We start from the raw sequence: 18,194 nt of genomic DNA on the forward strand, positions 1-18,194 counted from the left end.
TTGCCATGACCCGTTATATCGACGTCAACGATCTCAGCTATCTGGTCTCGCAAAAAGGCCTGCAAACCTGCATCACCGAAATGGCCGAGTACATCCGCGCCGACTACCTGCGCTGGCAGGATTTCGAAAAATGCGCGCGCCTGGCCAACCACTCGCCGGATGGCGTGATCGAGCTGATGCCGGTGTCCGACGCCTCGCTGTACGCGTTCAAGTATGTCAACGGCCACCCCAAGAACACCCTGGCCGGCATGCTCACGGTGATGGCCTTCGGCGCGCTGGGCGACGTGGACACCGGCAAACCCGTATTGCTGGCGGAAATGACCCTGACCACCGCCATCCGCACTGCCGCCACCTCGGCGTTGGTGGCTCGTTACCTGGCGCGCGACAACAGCCGCAGCATGGCGCTGATCGGCAACGGCTCGCAAAGCGAGTTCCAGGCCCTGGCCTTCCACGCCATGCTCGGCATCAACGAAATCCGCCTGTTCGACATCGACGCCAAGGCCACCGCCAAACTGGCTGCCAACCTCAAGGCCTTCCCGGCAATCACAGTGATCCTGGCCGGCAGCGTCGCCGAAGCGGTGAAAGGCGCGGACATCGTCACCACCGTGACGGCCGACAAGGCCTACGCGACCATCCTCACCGACGACATGATCGAGCCCGGCATGCACCTGAATGCCGTGGGCGGCGACTGCCCCGGCAAGACCGAGCTGGACCGACGTATCGTCGAACGCGCCCGCGTGATCGTCGAGTACGAACCGCAAAGCCGCATCGAAGGCGAAATCCAGCACATGCCGGAAGATTCGCCAGTCACCGAACTGTGGCAGGTCATCAACGGCCAGAAGCCCGGCCGCGAAAACGCACGCCAAGTGACGCTGTTCGACTCGGTGGGTTTTGCCATCGAAGATTACTCGGCACTGCGCTATGTGTTCGATGTGGCCAACGCGTTGGATGTGGGCAGCACACTCGAACTGGTGCCGGACCTGGCCGACCCGAAAGACCTGTTTGCACGCTTGGCCCAACAGCCGCGCGCACAGCAGAAAAAGCGCGCCTGAGACCGCTCTGGCCTGCCGCTTTGCGCCCAGGGCAGGCCTGAACTTCACCGGTAAAAAGCCGATTTAGCGCGCGCAGCAGCCGATTCCGCTGCATTGCGCTTTTTAACAGCGCAATTCGCGCTTTATGCACCGGGTAAACGACACAAAAAACGCACCACCATGAAGCATTCTGAGCCCGACCAAAGAGTCAGCAAATGAATGCACGCTGCACCCTTTCACTGCCCTGACATCAATTACAAAATATAGGGACGCCCCATGACTCCACTGCGATCACTCCTCGCTGCATTGCTGTTGCCTTTGTGCGCCAGCGCCGCCCACGCCCAGGACTGGAAAGAAATCCGCTTCGGCGTATTCCCCGAATACCCGCCCTTCGAATCCGTGGCCGCCGACGGCAGCCTGCAAGGCTTTGATATCGAATTGGGCAATGCGATCTGCGCCAAACTCGAAGTGAAATGCACCTGGGTGCACAACGAATTCGACGGCATGATCCCGGCCCTGCGCGCACGCAAGTTCGACGCGATCATGTCCTCAATGGCCGTGACGCCGGCGCGTGAAAAAGTCATCGACTTCACCGACCGCCTGTTCCTCAGCCCGACCTCGGTGATCACCCGCAAAAACGCCGACTTCGGCGACACACCGGAATCGTTGAAAGGCAAACAGGTCGGCGTGCTGCAAGGCTCGCTGCAAGAAGCCTATGCCCGCGCGCACCTGGCCAAGCTCGGCGCGCAGATCAAGGCGTACCAGTCCCAGGAACAGAACTACGCCGACCTGCAAAACGGCCGCCTCGACGCCACCCTGACCGACAAGCTCGAAGCGCAGCTCAACTTCCTGTCCAAGCCTGAAGGCGCCGACTTCAAGACCGGCCCGGCCTTCAAGGACCCGACCCTGCCCCTGGACATCGCCATGGGCCTGCGCAAAAACGACGCAGACTTGCGCGCGCTGATCAACAAAGGCATCGCCGCCGTGCAGGCCGATGGCACCTACGCACAGATCCAGAAGAAGTACTTCGGCGATCAGGATATCTACAACGAGTAACGCCTTGTCCCCTGTGGGAGCTGGCTTGCCTGCGATAGCGGTGTATCAGACGCAGAGGTATTAGCTGACCCAACGTCATCGCAGGCAAGCCAGCTCCCACAGTAAATCTCTGTGCTCCATCGAGATCTTTCCCATGAACGAATTCCTCAACCTGCAAGGCTACGGCCCCATGCTCGCCCAGGGTGCCTGGATGACGGTCAAATTGGCGTTCCTGGCGCTGGCCCTGAGCCTCGCCTTGGGCCTGATTGCGGCCGGCGCCAAGCTCTCCAGCGTCAAATGGCTGCGGGTGCCGGCCACGCTGTACACCACGCTGATCCGCAGCGTGCCGGACCTGGTGCTGATCCTGCTGATTTTCTACAGCCTGCAACTGTGGCTGAACGACCTCAGCGAAGTGTTCGGCTGGGACTACTTCGAAATCGACCCGTTTACCGCCGGGGTGATCACCCTGGGGTTTATCTACGGTGCGTATTTCACCGAAAACTTTCGTGGCGCAATTCTCAGTGTGCCGGCCGGGCAGCTTGAGGCTGCCACCGCCTATGGCTTGAGCCGCTGGCAGCGCTTCCACCTGGTGCTGTTCCCACAGTTGATGCGCTTTGCGCTGCCGGGCCTGGGCAATAACTGGCTGGTGCTGCTCAAGTCCACTGCGCTGGTGTCGATCATCGGCCTGTCGGACCTGGTCAAGGCTGCGCAAAACGCCGGCAAGAGCACCAACGAGCCACTGTATTTTCTGATCCTCGCCGGCGTGGTGTACCTGGTGATCACCACCCTCTCCAACCGCATCTTCAAGCGCCTCGAGCGGCGCTATAACCTCGGCATCAAGGGGATGGCGCGATGATCGAACTGTTCCAGCAATACGGCCTGGCCTACCTGTTCAGCGATGGCGCCGGCTTGTCCGGGGTCGCCATGACGCTGTGGCTGTTTATCATCTCGGTGGTCCTGGGTTTTGTGCTGTCGATCCCACTGGCGCTGGCCCGCGTCTCGGAGCACTTCTGGCTGCGCTGGCCGGTGGAGGTCTACACCTACCTGTTTCGCGGCACGCCGCTGTATATCCAGCTGCTGATTTGCTACACCGGGCTGTACAGCCTGGAGGTGGTGCAGGACAACGCCCTGCTCAACCAGTTTTTCCGTAACGCGCTGAACTGCACCCTGCTGGCGTTTGTACTCAACACCTGCGCCTACACCGTGGAAATCTTCGCCGGGGCGATCCGCAATATTCCCCATGGCGAAATCGAAGCGGCGCGCGCCTACGGCCTGCACGGCTGGCGGCTCAACCTGTTTGTGGTGGTGCCCGCCGCACTGCGCCGCGCGTTGCCGGCCTACAGCAACGAAATAATCCTGATGCTGCACGCCACCTCACTGGCGTTCACCGCCACCGTCGCCGACATCCTCAAGGTGGCCCGCGATGCCAACGCCGAAACGTTCCTGACGTTCCAGGCCTTCGGTATCGCCGCCCTGCTCTACATGCTGCTGTCCTTTGCACTGGTGGGCCTGTTTCGACTGGCCGAACGTCGCTGGATGCGTTTTCTTGTTCCTACCCGAGGCTAACCCATGAATCAGTCCGCGCAGGCCCTGGCCACTTATCCCGCCGATGTACACACCGCGCCGTCCGCAAAGGCGTTCACGGCAGCCGTCAAACTCCAGGTCGAAGGCATTCATAAACGCTACGGCGACCACGAAGTGCTCAAGGGCGTATCCCTCAATGCGCGCCAGGGCGATGTGATCAGCTTGATCGGCGCCAGCGGTTCGGGCAAAAGCACCATGCTGCGTTGCATCAACTTTCTCGAGCAGCCGGACGCTGGAGTGATCACCCTCGACGGCATCAGCATCGAGATGCAGCAAGGCCGCGCCGGCACCCGCGCGCCGCACCAGGCGCAACTGCAGAACCTGCGCACGCGCCTGGCCATGGTGTTCCAGCACTTCAACCTGTGGAGCCACATGACCGTGTTGGAAAACATCACCATGGCCCCGCGCCGCGTGCTGAATGTGAGCGCGGCAGAGGCTGAAAAACGTGCACGAATGTACCTGGACAAAGTCGGTTTTCCGGGCCGTGTGGCGGATCAATACCCGGCGTTTCTGTCCGGCGGCCAACAACAGCGCGTGGCCATCGCACGGGCGCTGGCGATGGAGCCGGAAATCATTCTGTTCGACGAACCGACCTCCGCGCTGGACCCGGAACTTGTAGGAGAAGTCCTCAAAGTCATACAGACGTTGGCCGAGGAAGGTCGTACCATGTTGATGGTCACCCACGAAATGGGCTTTGCCCGCCAGGTGTCCAGCCAAGTGCTGTTTTTGCATCAGGGCCGGGTCGAAGAGCAAGGCGGCGCCGAAATCCTCGACCACCCCAGCAGCGAACGCTTGCAGCAATTTCTTTCCAACCGTTTGAAGTGAACTCATGGATACCAAGGCCAACGGACCCCATTCTTCCCCTGCGCTGGATCGCATCGATGAGGCCATCATCGACGTGTTGCGGCACCAGGGGCGTATCACCTACGAAAAACTCTCGTCGCTGGTGCACCTGACGCCCAGGCCCTGCCTGGAGCGCGTGCGCAAGCTGGAGCGACGCGGCGTGATTCGCGGGTACGGGGCGATCATCGATGTGCAGATGGTCTCGCCGGGGCTGTCACTGCTGGTGCTGGTGGCCTTGTCCAATCAAAGCGGGCGCTCGGCGCAAAAGGCCTTTGAAGCCTGCGTCAAAGCCTGCCCGCAGGTGTTTGAATGCCAACTGATCAGCGGGCCGTTTGATTACAGCCTGCGCATGCGCTGCCGGGACATGGAACACTACCGCGTGCTGACGGAGACCTGGTTGAACAACGACGAGTTGCACATTGATAAATTGGTGGCGCACCCGGAGTTGGCAGTGGTGAAGAACACTGCGACTGAGTTGGCCTGATCTCTCAAACACAGAAGACCGATCGACAGATCGCAGATCGTTCCCACGCTCCGCGTGGGAATGCATCCTGTGACGCTCCGCGTCACGACCTCAAAGCGGACGCGGAGCGTCCGGCGCAGCATTCCCACGCGGAGCGTGGGAACGATCATCAACAACACAAACCCCATGTGGGAGCTGGCTTGCCTGCGATGGCGGTTTATCAGTCAACTTTGATTTGACTGGCCCACCGCTATCGCAGGCAAGCCAGCTCCCACATTGGCGGGGTGCACAATTTTCTTCCCAGGCCGCGCGCCAATCAGCTTCGCCTGCCCATCCTTCTGCTTGCCCGTGCGCGCCTCGCTGATCAGCCCCGGAATCAACTTGCCCTCCGGCAGATTCTTCCAGAACCGGCTGGGCAAGTGCCCTTCCATCACCTTGGGGTTCAACCGCGCCGGGTTGAAGATGTGGCTGTAGTAGGTCAGCCACATGGCGCTGTGCGGGTCTTCGACATTTTGCGCCAGTTGCCGCCACGCCTCGGGGCATTCGCGTTGATGAATCAACTGCTCACCGTCGTAATAAACCCCGTCCAGGGGCGTGGCGATCATCCAGCGATGACGGCCCATGCGCCCGACGAAGTGCTGGCTGGCTGATTTCAATATGTCATGCGCCGGCTCGTGCCACGCCACATACTCCGGCAACTCGCTGCCCGCCTCTGCCGGCAACGCGATAAAGCGCACGAAGGCATGCAGATGATGGGCTTCGCGACTGACCTGCTTGATCCGTCGCTGCAACTCGCTGCCCAGCTTGTCGCCCGCAAGCATCGCGGTGCGGTCGCCATGGCTGACTCGCCACAACACCTCATATAACAGGCTCCAGCGCTGATCGCCGTGGTAACAGGCGGCCGATTCCAACAGCTCCAACAGCGCCTTGGGAATTCGCGCCTGAAACGGCCCAAGCTGTTCAGGAATCGGCTCGTCGGTCGCAAACAGGTCCGCCACCTCCGCCTCGCCCCAACTCACCTGGCTGGGGTCGACCTGATGGCTGAGCAGCCAGCGCGCCTGTTCGCGCCAGGTGCTGAACAGGTTGTCGCATTCCAGGCTGATCATCCCCACAGCCCCATTTGTTGCGGCTGCGGGCGGTCGCGCAGTTGCTCGCGCAGCAACACGCTGGTGCTGTCGGCCTGTTGCGGGTGGTAGTCGCTGGTGATGAAAAACGGCTTGGCCTTGGCCAGCACGCAACGCATACGCGCCAGGTCTTCGAAACGGATCTTGCGTTCGCGACGCAGGTCGACCAGGCGCTGGGTAGTGCGCAGGCCGATGCCGGGGATGCGTGCAATCAGGGTCGGTTCGGCGCGATTCAAGTCCAGCGGAAACACCTCGCGATGCTCCAGCGCCCAGGCGAGTTTGGGGTCGATATCCAGCGCCAGGTGGCCTGGGCCTTCAAACAGCTCGTTGGCGCTGAAACCGTAGCTGCGCAACAAGAAATCCGCCTGATACAAACGGTGTTCGCGCATCAGCGGTGGCGCGGCCAGGGGCACGCTTTTCGGGCTGTTGGGGATGGGGCTGAACGCGGAGTAATACACGCGGCGCAACTTGAAGTTGCCATACAGCGCCTCGGCGCCGTGCAGGATGGTGCTGTCGTCGGTGTCATCGGCGCCGACGATCATCTGTGTACTTTGCCCGGCCGGGGCGAAACGCGGCGCGCGCGGCTCGTTGAGTACGGTTTGCTCACCGGTGTAGATGGTTTGCATGGCTTGCTTGATCGAGACGATCTGCTTCTCCGGCGCCAGGGTTTGCAGGCTGGCATCGGTGGGCAGTTCGATATTTACGCTGAGCCGGTCGGCGTAACGCCCGGCCTCGGCGATCAGCGCCGGGTCGGCTTCGGGAATGGTCTTGAGGTGGATATAGCCGCGAAAGTCATGCTCTTCGCGCAGGAGTTTGGCGACCCGGACCAGTTGCTCCATGGTGTAGTCGGCCGAACGGATGATGCCGGAACTGAGAAACAGCCCGCTGACGCAATTGCGCCGGTAGAAATCCAGGGTCAGGGTGACCACCTCCTCCGGGCTGAAACGCGCGCGGGGCACATCGCTGGAGCGGCGGTTGACGCAGTATTGGCAGTCGTAGAGGCAGAAGTTGGTCAGCAACACCTTGAGCAGCGAGACGCAGCGGCCGTCCGGGGTGTAGCTGTGGCAGATGCCCATGCCATCGATGGAACCCAGCCCAGCCTTGCCTTCGGAGCTGCGCTTGGGCGCGCCACTGCTGGCGCAGGAAGCGTCGTACTTGGCGGCGTCGGCGAGGATGCTGAGTTTTTCGATCAACTGCATGAAGGGCTACCGATACTGGTTTTTTGTACAGTATCAGGCAGCCCTGCCTGTCACAAGTGCAGCTTGTCAGCTCGCGGTGGCGAGTAGCAAATCCTGCACCGAACGCGCTTTGCCCCGATGGCGATCGTTTTCATACAGCGACGCCGCAATCTCATCCGCGCGAATCGGCAGCACCGACAGCAGCGTATCGCTCAAACCATGGCTGGCCTGGCTGAACCCCTGGATATAGATCCCGGCCTTGCAGCGCTCATCAGTGACGATGCGATAGTCGCGCGCCACCTCGAAGTCGCCCATGTAGGCTTCCAGCGGCGCAAGCAGTTCGCGGTGCATCTGGCGCTCGTACCCGGTGGCCAGGATCACGGCGTCGTAATGGCTGACACTGGTTTCGCCGTTGGCGTTGTTGCGCAGCACCAGTTCGATGCCCAGCGGGCTGGCGCTGGCTTTCTCGACCACGGTCATGGTGCGGAAGGCCTGGCGCGCGACGCCGGAGACTTTCTGGCGGTAGAAAATCCCGTAGATTCGCTCGATCAGGTCCAGGTCCACCACCGAATAGTTGGTGTTCTGGTACTCGGCCACCAGACGCTCACGCTCGGCGCCGACTTGCTGGAATACCAGGTCGGTAAACGCCGGTGAAAACACTTCGTTGACGAACGGGCTGTCATCGGCCGGCTTCAGCGCCGAACCGCGCAGGATCATGTCGACCTGCACCGATGGGAAGCTGTCGTTCAAGTCGATAAAGGCTTCCGCCGCGCTTTGGCCGCCGCCGATGATCGCAATGCGCATCGCCTTGCCTTCAACACACGGCTGCTGGGCCATGCGCGCCAGGTATTGGGAGTGGTGGAACACCCGGCCGTCATCCCGGAGCGCCTTGAACGCCTCCGGCACGCGTGGCGTACCACCGGCGCTGACCACCACCGAACGGGTGGTGCGCACATGCTGTTCGCCAGACGCATCACGGGAGATCACGCGCAACGCTTCAACCTGCTGCTGTTGCAGGATCGGCTCGATGGCCAGCACTTCCTCACCGTAGCGCGCCTGGGCCTGGAACTGCCCGGCGACCCAGCGCAAGTAGTCGTTGTATTCCATGCGGCACGGATAAAAAGTGCCCAGGTTGATGAAGTCCACCAACCGGTCGTGGGCCTTGAGGTAATTGACGAAGGAGTACGGGCTGGTGGGGTTGCGCAAGGTCACCAGGTCCTTGAGGAACGAAATCTGCAGTTCGCTCTGGGTCACCAGGGTATTGCCGTGCCAGCGGTAGTCGGCCTGCTTGTCGAGAAACAGCACATCGAGTTTGCCCTGGGCTTTTTCGCGCTCCTGCAGGGCGATGGCCAGCGCCAGGTTCGAAGGGCCGAAACCGATACCGATCAGGTCGTGAACCGCGGGCGAAGCAATTGCCTGTGTCATTCCAGTGTCCTCTGGATAAGCCCCTTGGCGGTGGGGCGGGAATACCTTTCAAGACCTGAACAACAGGTCATGTGTTGATAGGAAACGAGGACAGTGAAATAAAATTTAACTAATCAGTGATCAGTGCGCGTCCCACTCACGCATGCGCACCCGGCAATGCTTCATGGCGTTGACGATATGTTTTTCCACCACACTGCGGGAAATGCTCAGGCGTTCGGCGATTTGCGGGTGGGAAAGGCCATCGAGTTTGCGCAGCAGGAAGCTGTCGCGGCAGGCCGTCGGCAACTCGGCCAGGGCGCGTTCGAGCATTTCCAGGCGCTGGCCCTGATCGTGGCTGGCATGCGGTGAACTGGGGGCGAAACGCTCTTCGCTGTCCAGCACCTCCAGGGGCTCGGACTGGCGCAGGGCGTTGCGCCGATGGCCGTCGATCACCAGGTTCAGCGCCGTGCGATACAAAAACGCCCGCGGCTGTTCGATTGGCGTGTCGCTTGCGCGCTCCAGCACCCGGACATAAGCGTCATGCACCACATCCTCGGCCACCTGACGGTTGCCCAGCTTGGCGTTGAGGAAACACACCAGCTCGCGATAGTAGTTTTCCAACATGACTCCCGACCGCCTGGGGAAGCGGTATCAGATCCTTGAGTGCTAAAGAAGACAGGCCATCGGTGATGGCAGTTTGAGTGCGTGCAATTTATAGTAATTCTCATCTACTTTTAAAGAAGTCTTGCACCCACGCACGATTTTTTTTATTCGACAGAGCTGTTACGGCGTATGTAAACGTCTAAATCTTCGGGCAATTTTCTCGTATAACAGTCAGCCCTCCGCAACTGCGGCCCAAACTTCTGGCTGGAACCAACGCATGAAACGCCCTCGCCCCGCCCGACGCGCCCTGCTTGCTGTCGCGTGCCTGATCCCCATCCTTGCGGTGGCTGCCTGGCAACTGCTGCAGCCTGGGCGCGATAGCCTGCCGACTGTCACCGTAACGCGCGGTAACATAGAAAACAGCGTTACCGCATTGGGCACTCTGCAGCCGCGCCGGTACGTCGACGTGGGCGCCCAGGCGTCCGGGCAAATCCGCAAGATCCACGTGGAGGCCGGTGATCAGGTCAAGGAAGGCGAGCTGCTGGTGGAAATCGACCCTGCCACACAGCAGGCCAAGCTCGACGCTAGCCGCTACGCCATCGAAAACCTCCAGGCCCAGTTGCAGGAGCAGAAAGCCCAGCACGAACTGGCCCGTCAGAAGTACCAGCGCCAGCAGCGCCTGGTCGCCGGCAACGCCACCCGCGAAGAAGACGTACAAACCGCCAAGGCCGAGCTGAGTGCCACCCAGGCCCGCGTCAATATGTTCCAGGCACAGATTCGCCAGGCCCAGGCCAGCCTGCGCAGTGACGAGGCAGAACTGGGTTACACCCGCATCTACGCGCCCATGAGCGGCACCGTGGTGGCGGTGGACGCACGGGTCGGCCAGACCCTCAACGCCCAGCAACAGACGCCGCTGATCCTGCGCATCGCCAAGTTGTCGCCGATGACTGTGTGGGCCGAGGTTTCCGAAGCCGATATCAGTCATGTCAAACCGGGCATGACCGCCTATTTCACCACCCTCGCCGGTGGCAGCCGGCGTTGGACCAGCACCGTGCGCCAGATCCTGCCGATTCCGCCCAAGCCGCTGAATGAAACCAGCCAGGGCAATGGCAGCCCCAGCAGTACAAGCAAAACCGGCAGCGGCCGCGTGGTGCTGTACACCGTGCTGCTGGATGTCGACAACACCGACAACGCGCTGATGGCCGAAATGACCACCCAGGTATTTTTCGTCGCCAGCCAAGTCAAGGACGCCCTCACCGTTCCAGTCGCAGCCCTGATGGTCAGCGGAGGCCACGATAAACAGGTGGCCCGGGTTGTGGCCAAAAATGGCAGCGTGCAGGAACGTGAAGTGCGCCTGGGGATCAGCGACCGCCTGCGGGTCGAAGTGCTGGACGGTCTCAATGAAGGCGATCACCTGCTGATCGGCCCAACCGACGGCAGCGGGGGTTGATTTGACCACGCCGCTGATCGAACTCAAGAACATCCGCAAATCCTACGGCGGCGGCGACAGCCCGCAAGTCGATGTATTACGCGGGATCGACCTGTCGATCCATGCCGGGGAATTCGTCGCCATCGTCGGTGCATCGGGCTCCGGCAAGTCCACGCTGATGAACATCCTCGGCTGCCTCGACCGCCCCACTGTCGGTGACTACCTGTTCGCCGGAGAAAACGTTGCCCACCTGGACAGCGACGAACTGGCCTGGTTGCGTCGCGAAGCCTTTGGCTTTGTGTTCCAGGGCTACCACCTGATCCCGTCCGGCTCGGCCCAGGAGAACGTCGAGATGCCGGCGATCTATGCCGGTATCAGCGCTGCCGAACGCCATGCCCGCGCCAAGGCCCTGCTCACCCGGCTGGGTCTGGCCGACCGCACCGCCAACCGTCCGCATCAGCTTTCCGGTGGCCAGCAACAGCGTGTCTCGATTGCCCGCGCACTCATGAACGGCGGGCATATCATCCTCGCCGACGAACCCACCGGTGCCCTCGACAGCCACAGCGGTGCCGAGGTGATGGTGCTGCTCGATGAACTGGCGAGCCAGGGCCACGTGGTTATCCTGATTACCCACGACCGCACAGTTGCCGCGCACGCCAACCGTATCATCGAGATCAGCGACGGGCTGATCGTCAGCGACTCGGCACAAAGTGACACCCACGTGCCCGTCACGGCCAACAGCGACGCCCTGCAAGCCGTGGACCTGCGCCAGCGCCTGGCCGACGGTGCCGAACACAACGGTGCCTGGAAAGCCGAACTGCTGGACGCGGTGCTCGCGGCCTGGCGAGCGATGTGGATCAATCGCTTTCGCACCGCGCTGACGCTGTTGGGGATCATCATCGGCGTGGCGTCGGTGGTGGTCATGCTGGCGGTGGGCGAAGGCAGCAAGCGCCAGGTCATGGCGCAGATGGCAGCGTTCGGCTCCAACATCATCTACCTCAGCGGTTTCTCGCCTAACCCGCGTACACCGCAGGGTATCGTGACCCCCAATGACGTCGCAGCCTTGGCCACACTGCCGCAGGTCAAGCGCATCATGCCCGTCAACGGCACCTACGCCGGTGTACGCTTCGGCAACGTCGACTACATGGCCTATGTGGGCGGTAACGACACCAACTTCCCAACCATTTTCAACTGGCCAGTGGCCCAAGGCAGCTACTTTACCGAGGCCGACGAACGCGCGGGCGCCACGGTGGCGGTGATCGGTCATCGCGTAAGCGAAAAGTTGTTCAAAGGCGAAGTCGACCCCATCGGCCAATATATCCTGATAGAAAACGTGCCCTTCCGGGTGATTGGCGTGTTGGCTGAAAAAGGCTCCAGCTCCGGCATGCAAGACAGCGACGACCGTGTCGCGATCCCCTACACCGCCGCCAGCGTGCGCCTGTTCGGCACCTATAACCCCGAATACGTGGTGATTGCCGCCGCCGATGCGCGCAAGGTCAATGAAACCGAAAAGGCCATCGATCAGCTCATGCAAAAGCTGCACAACGGCAAGCGCGACTACCACCTGACCAACGACGCCGCCATGATCCAGGCCGAGGCGCGCACGGCGAACACGCTGTCGTTGATGCTCGGTTCGATTGCGGCGATTTCCCTGCTGGTGGGCGGGATCGGCGTGATGAATATCATGCTGATGACCGTGCGTGAGCGCACCCGCGAAATCGGTATCCGCATGGCCACCGGGGCGCGCCAGCGCGACATTCTGCGCCAGTTCCTCACTGAAGCGGTGATGCTCTCGGTGGTCGGTGGCCTGTGCGGTATTGCCCTGGCCCTGCTGGTGGGCGGCGTGCTGGTGCTGGCCGAGGTGGCGGTGCAGTTCTCCCTGGTGGCGGTGCTTGGCGCGTTTGGCTGTGCACTGGTCACCGGTGTCGTATTCGGCTTTATGCCGGCCCGTAAAGCTGCCCGGCTCGATCCGGTTAAGGCGTTGACCAGTGAATAAACCATCCATCGCACCGCGCCTGTCGGTGCTCAGCCTGTGCCTGTTGCTCAACGCCTGCACCGGCAACTCGCCCGCCGTCGACAGCGGCATCGCAGCGCCTGCCGCCTGGCAGTACGCCGAGCGTGACGCTGCCCAAGTCACCAACCAGCGCTGGTGGACGCAGTTCGGCAGCCCGCAACTCAACCGCCTGATCGACCAGGCGCGCCGTGACAGTTATGACGTAGGCGCCGCCATGGCGCGGGTGCGCCAGGCCCAGGCCAGCGCGGTAATTGCCGGCGCGCCATTGTTGCCTGAGGTTAATTTCAACCTCTCCGCCAGCCGTCAAAAACTGCTGCGCGGCAGCGGCAACTCGACACTGGACGCCACGGAGAGTGACAACACCGTCGACAGCTTCGGCGCCAACCTGACCGCCAGCTATGAAGTGGATTTCTGGGGTGGCCGCGCCGCCTCCCGCGACAGCGCCGTGCAAACCCTGCGCGCCAGTGAGTTCGACCAGGCCACCGTGGAGCTGACCCTGCTCAGCAACGTAGCCGACCGCTATGCACAAACCCTCGCCGCGCGCCAACAACGACAGATCGCCGAGCTGAACCTGGCGAATGCGCGCAGTGTGCTCGACCTGGTCCAGGCCCGCTACGACGCCGGCTCCGCCACTGCCCTGGAGCTGGCCCAGCAGAAAAGCCTGGTGGCCAGCCAGCAACGGCAACTGCCGCAGATTCAGCAAGTGGCTGAGAAATCGCTGATCACCCTGGCGGCCCTCCTCGGCCAGCCGGTGCAAGCCCTGAACCTGACCGACGAGCCGTTCCAGGCACTGACCTGGCCGGCCATTGGCCCTGGCGTCCCCAGCCAACTGCTGAGCCGCCGCCCCGACCTGGCCCAGGCCGAAGCGCAGCTGGCGGCAGCCAGTGCCGACGTCACGGTGGCACGCGCGGCGATGCTGCCCACGGTAACCTTGGGCGCGACCCTGGGCTCGGGCTCGGACAGGGCCGCAGACATTTTGCGCAGCCCGTTCTACACGCTGACCTCCGGCCTGGCGGCGCCGATTTTCAATAATGGCCGCTTGAGCGCCGAACGCGACAAGGCCCGCGCCCGCCAAGATGAGCTGCTGCAAACCTACCGCGGCGCTATCATCAACGGCTTTGCCGACGTGGAGAAAGCCCTCAGCAGCATCACGCGCCTGGATGAGCAACGCGATTGGCAGAGCGAGGAACTGCGGCAGGCGCAAACCGCCTTCCAGATCGCCGAAAGCCGCTACCAGGCAGGTGCCGCCGACTTGCTGACGGTACTGGAAACCCAGCGCACCTTATACGCAGCGCAGGACCTGAATGTGCAATTGCGGCTGTCACGCCTGCAAGCCAGTATCGCCTTGTACAAGGCCTTGGGTGGCGGCTGGAATGCCGATTTCCGATAACAAAACTCAAAACTCCTACACATTCCGTTTATTAAACCTACATTCGTCTACCCCTGGTACTTGGTAAAAAAGCCACCTTCATACGGCTGCCCGGTATCTCTTGATGAAACCCAGCGTTCTTGTAAAACGCCTGGCGTGCATCAGCCTATGGCTGTTCGCAGGCCAGGCGTTTGCCGAGCCCCTGATCGCGCCTACCGCGATTGACTGGCTGCTGGACTGCCCATTTCCCGCCTTCAAACAACCAGACCCCGAGGTACTGGAGCGCACTCAATGCGCCAGTGTCAGCGTGCCCCGCGACTATGCCGCGCCCAGGCGTGGCAACGTGCGCCTGGCCCTGACCCGTGTCGGCGCCCGGGATCCGCTCAGTCGTGAAGGCGTGGTGTTTATCCAGGCCGGCGAGCCGCAACTGGGCCAAGGTGCCACCTTCGGTGTCCACCTGGTCAGCCGCTGGGAGTCCTATGCCACGCCAGCCTACAAACAGTTGGTCAACCGTTATGACGTCATCGAACTGACACCGCGCGACCTGAGCCACGAGAACGGCGTCGAGCAGGCGGCACGCGATATGGAGTTTGTGCGCGCACAACTGGGTGAGGCACAGCTCAACTACCTGGGTAACGCTGAAGCCACCCGGATCGGTAGCCGGTATGCGGCATTGTTTTCCGAGCACGTGGCACGCATGGTTTTAGTCAACGCCGGGCACAGTGAAGCGTCCAACACCGGCGTCGAGCAACTGTTGCTCAAAGAGTCGTCTCGGCCCGACGGTGCCGGGTGCATCAAGCGTTGGGTCGCAGACTTTCTGGTCAGCGGCAAGCAACCGCCACCCGCCACCCGCTGCGTCGACCTTGGCAGTTGGGAATAACCCGCACGTTTACGACCTCTTCGCGTCGAAAACGACACCCTGCGTTGACGCTCCTGCCCAATCGTTATTAAGTGCTATTAATCCGCATTAATAGGATCAATAGACCAGCATGCTCAGTCGCCCGTTACGACGCAAACGCCAGAAGCTCTCCGATGTGATTGTCGAGTCGGTCAAGCGCTCCATCGTCACCGACGCCCTGAAGCCCGGTGACCGGTTGCCCACCGAGCGTGAGCTGATGGAGAGTTTTCAGTGTTCCAAGGGCTCGGCCCGCGAAGCGCTCAAGGCCCTGGAAGTGGAAGGCCTGGTGAGTACGCGCACCGGCCCCAGCGGCGGCGCCTACCTGAACCAGGCGGGCACCGAGCCGGCCAGCCGAGCATTGCGTAACTACCTGCATTTCCAGCACCTCGATGGCGAGCAGGTGTACCAGCTGCGCAAGGTCATCGAAGTGGAACTGGCGGTGTCGGTGCTCGGGCGGTTGAGCGAAGACGACTACCGGGCCCTGCAAGACAACGTGGATTTTTGCAGCGCGCCGGAAGACAGCGAAGCCGGCCAGCGCGAACAGCGCCTGGCGGAGCTGGAGTTCCATAACCTGCTGGCCAAGGCCTGCCCCAACCCGCTCTTGAGCTTCATGGCGCAGTTTCTCAACGACCTGCTGCGCGACCTGGTGGTGCTGAAAAAAGCCTACAAACCCAAGCGCAAGCAGTTCGACGCGGCCAACCTCGACTACCACAAGCAGTTGCTGCTGGCCTTTCGCGCAGGTGATGAAAGCGCGGTGCGCAGCTTGATGCATGAACACATGTGCGACGCCGAACACCATATGACCGCACTGGAAGGCGAGGTCAGCCCGCACTTCCTATTGGAGTTCGATCACTCTTAAAAACACCACAGATCCACCTGAAAAAACCAATCAATGTGGGAGCTGGCTTGCCTGCGATGCAGACACCTCGGTGCATCAGTTGAACTGAGTCGATGCTATCGCAGGCAAGCCAGCTCCCACAGTTGACCGAGTTCAACCCGCTGAAGCCAACCATCCAATAACAGGCCTGCCCACAGGCCCTTGCTCCACCGTATCGCCATTGCCGCTCCTGCCAATAACTAAACCAGGGAGTCACCCCATGCAGCGTCGTACGTTGTTGAAAGCCAGTCTCACCGCCGCCGCCGCGCTCAGCCTTCCGCTGAGTGTGCGCTCTGCATTCGCCGCCGAGCCCTTTACCTTTTACGGCCTCAAGTCCATGTCTGGCGCCTTTGCCAGCTATGGCAAGTTTGCCGACATGGGTTCGCGCCTGGCGGTGGAACAACACCCCGAAATTCTCGGGCGCCCGCTGAACTACAAAGTCATCGACACCGAAGGCAACGCCGGCAAGGCGGTGCGCAAAGTGCAGGAGGCGATCCAGCAGGACGGCGCACGGTTCTTCCAGGGCTGCACGCTGTCGTCATCGGCGCTGGCGGTGGCCAAGGAAGTCGACAAGGTCGGTGGCGTGTTCATGACCCCGGTGGGCGCCGATGAAGTCACAGGCAAGGACTGCAACAAAGCCACCTTCCGCTGGTCGGTGCCCACCTACGGCGCGATCCGCGAAACCATGGTGCCGCTGATCAAGCTGCTGCCAGACGCCAAGCGCTGGTACACCATCACCCCGCAATATGTGTTCGGCGAGGCCTTGCTCGAAGGCGCCAAGACCGTGCTCAAGGAAAACGGCCTGGAGCATGTCGGCAACAGCTACCACTCGTTGCAGGAGCAGGAATTCTCCGGCTACCTGACCAACGCAATCGCCGCCAAACCCGACGTGCTGGTGCTGCTCAACTTCGGCAGCCAGTCGTCCAACACCCTGCGCCAGGCGGTGAACTTCGGCATCAAGGAACGCATGAAAGTGCTGCTGGTGTGGTCCGCCGGCCTCGACCAGTTCCAGGAACTGGGCAGCGACGTGCTCGAAGGCGTGTACCTCGGCGCGCAATACTGGCACCAGGTCGACAGCCCGCTCAACCGCGAGCTGGTCAAGCTGACCCAGGCCAAATACGGCATCAACCCCACCTACCCGCTGGCTGCCGACTACATCAGCACCAAGGTCATGCTCGACACCATCATTTCCACCGGCAGCTTCGACGGGCCGACGGTGGCCAAGGCCATGCAAGGCCTGAGTTTTGACGGCCCGACCGGCAAGGAATCGATCCGCGCCGGCGACCACCAGGTGATCAAGGATTACTACTTGATGATCGGCAAGGCCAGCGGCGACATGGCCGACAAGGATGACCTGGCCAAGGTGCTCAGCGCCGGCCAGTCGTTCCCGCCGGTCGAGGCGACGGGCTGCACGCTCGCCTGATCCCCCGAAACAGTGCACCGCAGGGCTGCGCGAGCAGCTTCCTGCCGAGGGCTTCTGCATGCTTAATCTTTACCTGTTCCAGATCCTCAACGGCCTTGGGCTTGGGATGATCTATTTCCTGATCGCGGTTGGGCTGACGATCATTTTCGGCCTGCTCAACTTCGTCAACTTCGCCCACGGCGCGTTCTTCCTGCTGGGCGCCTACATCTGCTACACCGCCGTCAGTCTTACCGGCAACTTCTGGCTGGCGCTGCTGATTGCGCCGCTGGTGGTGGCCGCACTGGCGTGGGTGATCGAGCGCTTGTTGATCCAGCGGATTTATCACTTGCCGCACATGTTCCAGATTCTGGTGACCCTGGGGATCGCGCTGATCATCCAGGAAGCCAGCGTGATGATCTGGGGCCCGGTGGGCAAAAGCGTCGCCGTGCCGGAACTGCTGCGCGGCGTGCTAGTGGTCGGCGATTTCGTCTATCCCTATTACCGCCTGTTCCTCATTGTGTTTTCCGGGCTGGTCGGCCTGGGCCTGTGGCTGCTGCTGGAACGCACGCGCTTCGGCGCCCTGGTGCGCGCCGGCAGTGAAAGCACTGAAACCGTGTCGCTGCTGGGCACCAATATCTTCCGCCTGTTCTCCATGACCTTCGCCCTCGGCGTGGCCCTGGCCGGTGTCGCCGGCGTGCTGTTCGCGCCGTTGCGCGGTGCCCAGCCCTTTGTCGGCCCGGAGATTCTCGGCGTGGCCTTCGTGGTGGTGGTGATCGGCGGCATGGGCTCGTTCAGTGGGGCGCTGGTCGGCGGTTTGCTGGTGGGCGTGGTGCAAAGCCTGATGACCACACTTTGGCCCCAAGGCGCGAGCCTGATGATCTACGGCGCGATGGCCGTGGTGATTCTGGTACGCCCTTACGGCCTGTTTGGGAGAGCCTGA

The 18,194-nt window shown here is 61.9% G+C and carries 17 protein-coding genes; 13 read left to right on the forward strand and 4 right to left on the reverse strand.

Annotation, left to right across the window (positions count from 1 at the left end):
• The first annotated feature begins 5 nt into the window (after positions 1-5).
• The 6 genes from PspR76_RS19335 to PspR76_RS19360 all read left to right on the forward strand — a co-directional run bounded on the left by PspR76_RS19335 (position 6) and on the right by PspR76_RS19360 (position 4,977).
• Entirely contained in the window at positions 6-1,052 is a 1,047-nt protein-coding gene (locus tag PspR76_RS19335; protein ID WP_159957847.1) for an ornithine cyclodeaminase, read from the forward strand.
• A gap of 255 nt (positions 1,053-1,307) precedes the next feature.
• Positions 1,308-2,087, forward strand: a complete 780-nt coding sequence (locus tag PspR76_RS19340; RefSeq protein WP_159957849.1) for an ABC transporter substrate-binding protein — start codon at positions 1,308-1,310, stop codon at positions 2,085-2,087.
• A gap of 133 nt (positions 2,088-2,220) precedes the next feature.
• Positions 2,221-2,922, forward strand: a complete 702-nt coding sequence (locus PspR76_RS19345; protein ID WP_159957851.1) for an ABC transporter permease — start codon at positions 2,221-2,223, stop codon at positions 2,920-2,922.
• Positions 2,919-3,632 carry an ABC transporter permease gene (locus tag PspR76_RS19350; RefSeq protein ID WP_159957853.1) on the forward strand — a complete coding sequence of 238 codons (714 nt, stop codon included), beginning with the start codon at positions 2,919-2,921 and terminating at the stop codon, positions 3,630-3,632. Before PspR76_RS19345 ends, PspR76_RS19350 begins: the two co-directional genes overlap by 4 nt.
• 3 nt (positions 3,633-3,635) lie before the next feature.
• Positions 3,636-4,475 carry an ABC transporter ATP-binding protein gene (locus PspR76_RS19355; RefSeq protein WP_174245641.1) on the forward strand — a complete coding sequence of 280 codons (840 nt, stop codon included), beginning with the start codon at positions 3,636-3,638 and terminating at the stop codon, positions 4,473-4,475.
• 4 nt (positions 4,476-4,479) lie between these two features.
• Positions 4,480-4,977: an Lrp/AsnC family transcriptional regulator gene (locus PspR76_RS19360; RefSeq protein WP_029296543.1), complete on the forward strand. Its 498-nt coding sequence runs from the start codon at positions 4,480-4,482 to the stop codon at positions 4,975-4,977.
• 203 nt (positions 4,978-5,180) lie between these two features.
• Here the strand turns inward: PspR76_RS19360 and PspR76_RS19365 are convergent, their stop codons facing one another.
• The 4 genes from PspR76_RS19365 to PspR76_RS19380 form a co-directional block, all read right to left on the reverse strand.
• Positions 5,181-6,062, reverse strand: a complete 882-nt coding sequence (locus tag PspR76_RS19365; protein ID WP_159957855.1) for a TIGR03915 family putative DNA repair protein — start codon at positions 6,060-6,062, stop codon at positions 5,181-5,183.
• Entirely contained in the window at positions 6,059-7,279 is a 1,221-nt protein-coding gene (locus PspR76_RS19370) for a putative DNA modification/repair radical SAM protein (protein ID WP_159957857.1), read from the reverse strand. Before PspR76_RS19370 ends, PspR76_RS19365 begins: the two co-directional genes overlap by 4 nt.
• Before the next feature lie 66 nt (positions 7,280-7,345).
• Positions 7,346-8,683: a lysine N(6)-hydroxylase/L-ornithine N(5)-oxygenase family protein gene (locus PspR76_RS19375; RefSeq protein WP_159957859.1), complete on the reverse strand. Its 1,338-nt coding sequence runs from the start codon at positions 8,681-8,683 to the stop codon at positions 7,346-7,348.
• 120 nt (positions 8,684-8,803) lie between these two features.
• Positions 8,804-9,286, reverse strand: coding sequence for a sigma-70 family RNA polymerase sigma factor (locus PspR76_RS19380; protein ID WP_159957860.1), 483 nt, complete (start codon positions 9,284-9,286; stop codon positions 8,804-8,806).
• Positions 9,287-9,542: 256 nt separating this feature from the next.
• Here PspR76_RS19380 and PspR76_RS19385 point away from each other — a divergent pair, with 256 nt between their 5' ends.
• The 7 genes from PspR76_RS19385 (at position 9,543) to PspR76_RS19415 (ending at position 18,194) form a co-directional block, all read left to right on the forward strand.
• Positions 9,543-10,715 (forward strand): efflux RND transporter periplasmic adaptor subunit, encoded by a 1,173-nt coding sequence (locus PspR76_RS19385; RefSeq protein ID WP_159957862.1) that lies wholly within the window; start codon positions 9,543-9,545, stop codon positions 10,713-10,715.
• Position 10,716: 1 nt separating this feature from the next.
• Positions 10,717-12,690 carry a MacB family efflux pump subunit gene (locus PspR76_RS19390; protein WP_159957864.1) on the forward strand — a complete coding sequence of 658 codons (1,974 nt, stop codon included), beginning with the start codon at positions 10,717-10,719 and terminating at the stop codon, positions 12,688-12,690.
• Positions 12,683-14,098 carry an efflux transporter outer membrane subunit gene (locus PspR76_RS19395; protein ID WP_159957866.1) on the forward strand — a complete coding sequence of 472 codons (1,416 nt, stop codon included), beginning with the start codon at positions 12,683-12,685 and terminating at the stop codon, positions 14,096-14,098. Before PspR76_RS19390 ends, PspR76_RS19395 begins: the two co-directional genes overlap by 8 nt.
• Positions 14,099-14,201: 103 nt before the next feature.
• Positions 14,202-14,957, forward strand: a complete 756-nt coding sequence (locus tag PspR76_RS19400) for an alpha/beta fold hydrolase (protein ID WP_159957868.1) — start codon at positions 14,202-14,204, stop codon at positions 14,955-14,957.
• Between the two features lie 109 nt (positions 14,958-15,066).
• Entirely contained in the window at positions 15,067-15,834 is a 768-nt protein-coding gene (locus PspR76_RS19405; RefSeq protein ID WP_159957870.1) for a FadR/GntR family transcriptional regulator, read from the forward strand.
• Positions 15,835-16,072: 238 nt separating this feature from the next.
• Positions 16,073-17,275: an ABC transporter substrate-binding protein gene (locus tag PspR76_RS19410; protein WP_159957872.1), complete on the forward strand. Its 1,203-nt coding sequence runs from the start codon at positions 16,073-16,075 to the stop codon at positions 17,273-17,275.
• Between the two features lie 58 nt (positions 17,276-17,333).
• Positions 17,334-18,194, forward strand: a complete 861-nt coding sequence (locus tag PspR76_RS19415; RefSeq protein WP_015884776.1) for a branched-chain amino acid ABC transporter permease — start codon at positions 17,334-17,336, stop codon at positions 18,192-18,194.

The organism is Pseudomonas sp. R76 (genome assembly GCF_009834565.1).
In the GTDB taxonomy this organism is placed as follows: domain Bacteria; phylum Pseudomonadota; class Gammaproteobacteria; order Pseudomonadales; family Pseudomonadaceae; genus Aquipseudomonas.

Coding starts and splice junctions, on each gene's coding strand:
- PspR76_RS19355 (WP_174245641.1), top strand. CDS start 3,636: ATGAATCAGTCCGCGCAGGCCCTGGCCACTTATCCCGCCGATGTACAC.
- PspR76_RS19360 (WP_029296543.1), top strand. CDS start 4,480: ATGGATACCAAGGCCAACGGACCCCATTCTTCCCCTGCGCTGGATCGC.
- PspR76_RS19370 (WP_159957857.1), bottom strand. CDS start 7,279: ATGCAGTTGATCGAAAAACTCAGCATCCTCGCCGACGCCGCCAAGTAC.
- PspR76_RS19380 (WP_159957860.1), bottom strand. CDS start 9,286: ATGTTGGAAAACTACTATCGCGAGCTGGTGTGTTTCCTCAACGCCAAG.
- PspR76_RS19350 (WP_159957853.1), top strand. CDS start 2,919: ATGATCGAACTGTTCCAGCAATACGGCCTGGCCTACCTGTTCAGCGAT.
- PspR76_RS19335 (WP_159957847.1), top strand. CDS start 6: ATGACCCGTTATATCGACGTCAACGATCTCAGCTATCTGGTCTCGCAA.
- PspR76_RS19405 (WP_159957870.1), top strand. CDS start 15,067: ATGCTCAGTCGCCCGTTACGACGCAAACGCCAGAAGCTCTCCGATGTG.
- PspR76_RS19400 (WP_159957868.1), top strand. CDS start 14,202: ATGAAACCCAGCGTTCTTGTAAAACGCCTGGCGTGCATCAGCCTATGG.
- PspR76_RS19365 (WP_159957855.1), bottom strand. CDS start 6,062: ATGATCAGCCTGGAATGCGACAACCTGTTCAGCACCTGGCGCGAACAG.
- PspR76_RS19410 (WP_159957872.1), top strand. CDS start 16,073: ATGCAGCGTCGTACGTTGTTGAAAGCCAGTCTCACCGCCGCCGCCGCG.
- PspR76_RS19385 (WP_159957862.1), top strand. CDS start 9,543: ATGAAACGCCCTCGCCCCGCCCGACGCGCCCTGCTTGCTGTCGCGTGC.
- PspR76_RS19415 (WP_015884776.1), top strand. CDS start 17,334: ATGCTTAATCTTTACCTGTTCCAGATCCTCAACGGCCTTGGGCTTGGG.
- PspR76_RS19340 (WP_159957849.1), top strand. CDS start 1,308: ATGACTCCACTGCGATCACTCCTCGCTGCATTGCTGTTGCCTTTGTGC.
- PspR76_RS19375 (WP_159957859.1), bottom strand. CDS start 8,683: ATGACACAGGCAATTGCTTCGCCCGCGGTTCACGACCTGATCGGTATC.
- PspR76_RS19345 (WP_159957851.1), top strand. CDS start 2,221: ATGAACGAATTCCTCAACCTGCAAGGCTACGGCCCCATGCTCGCCCAG.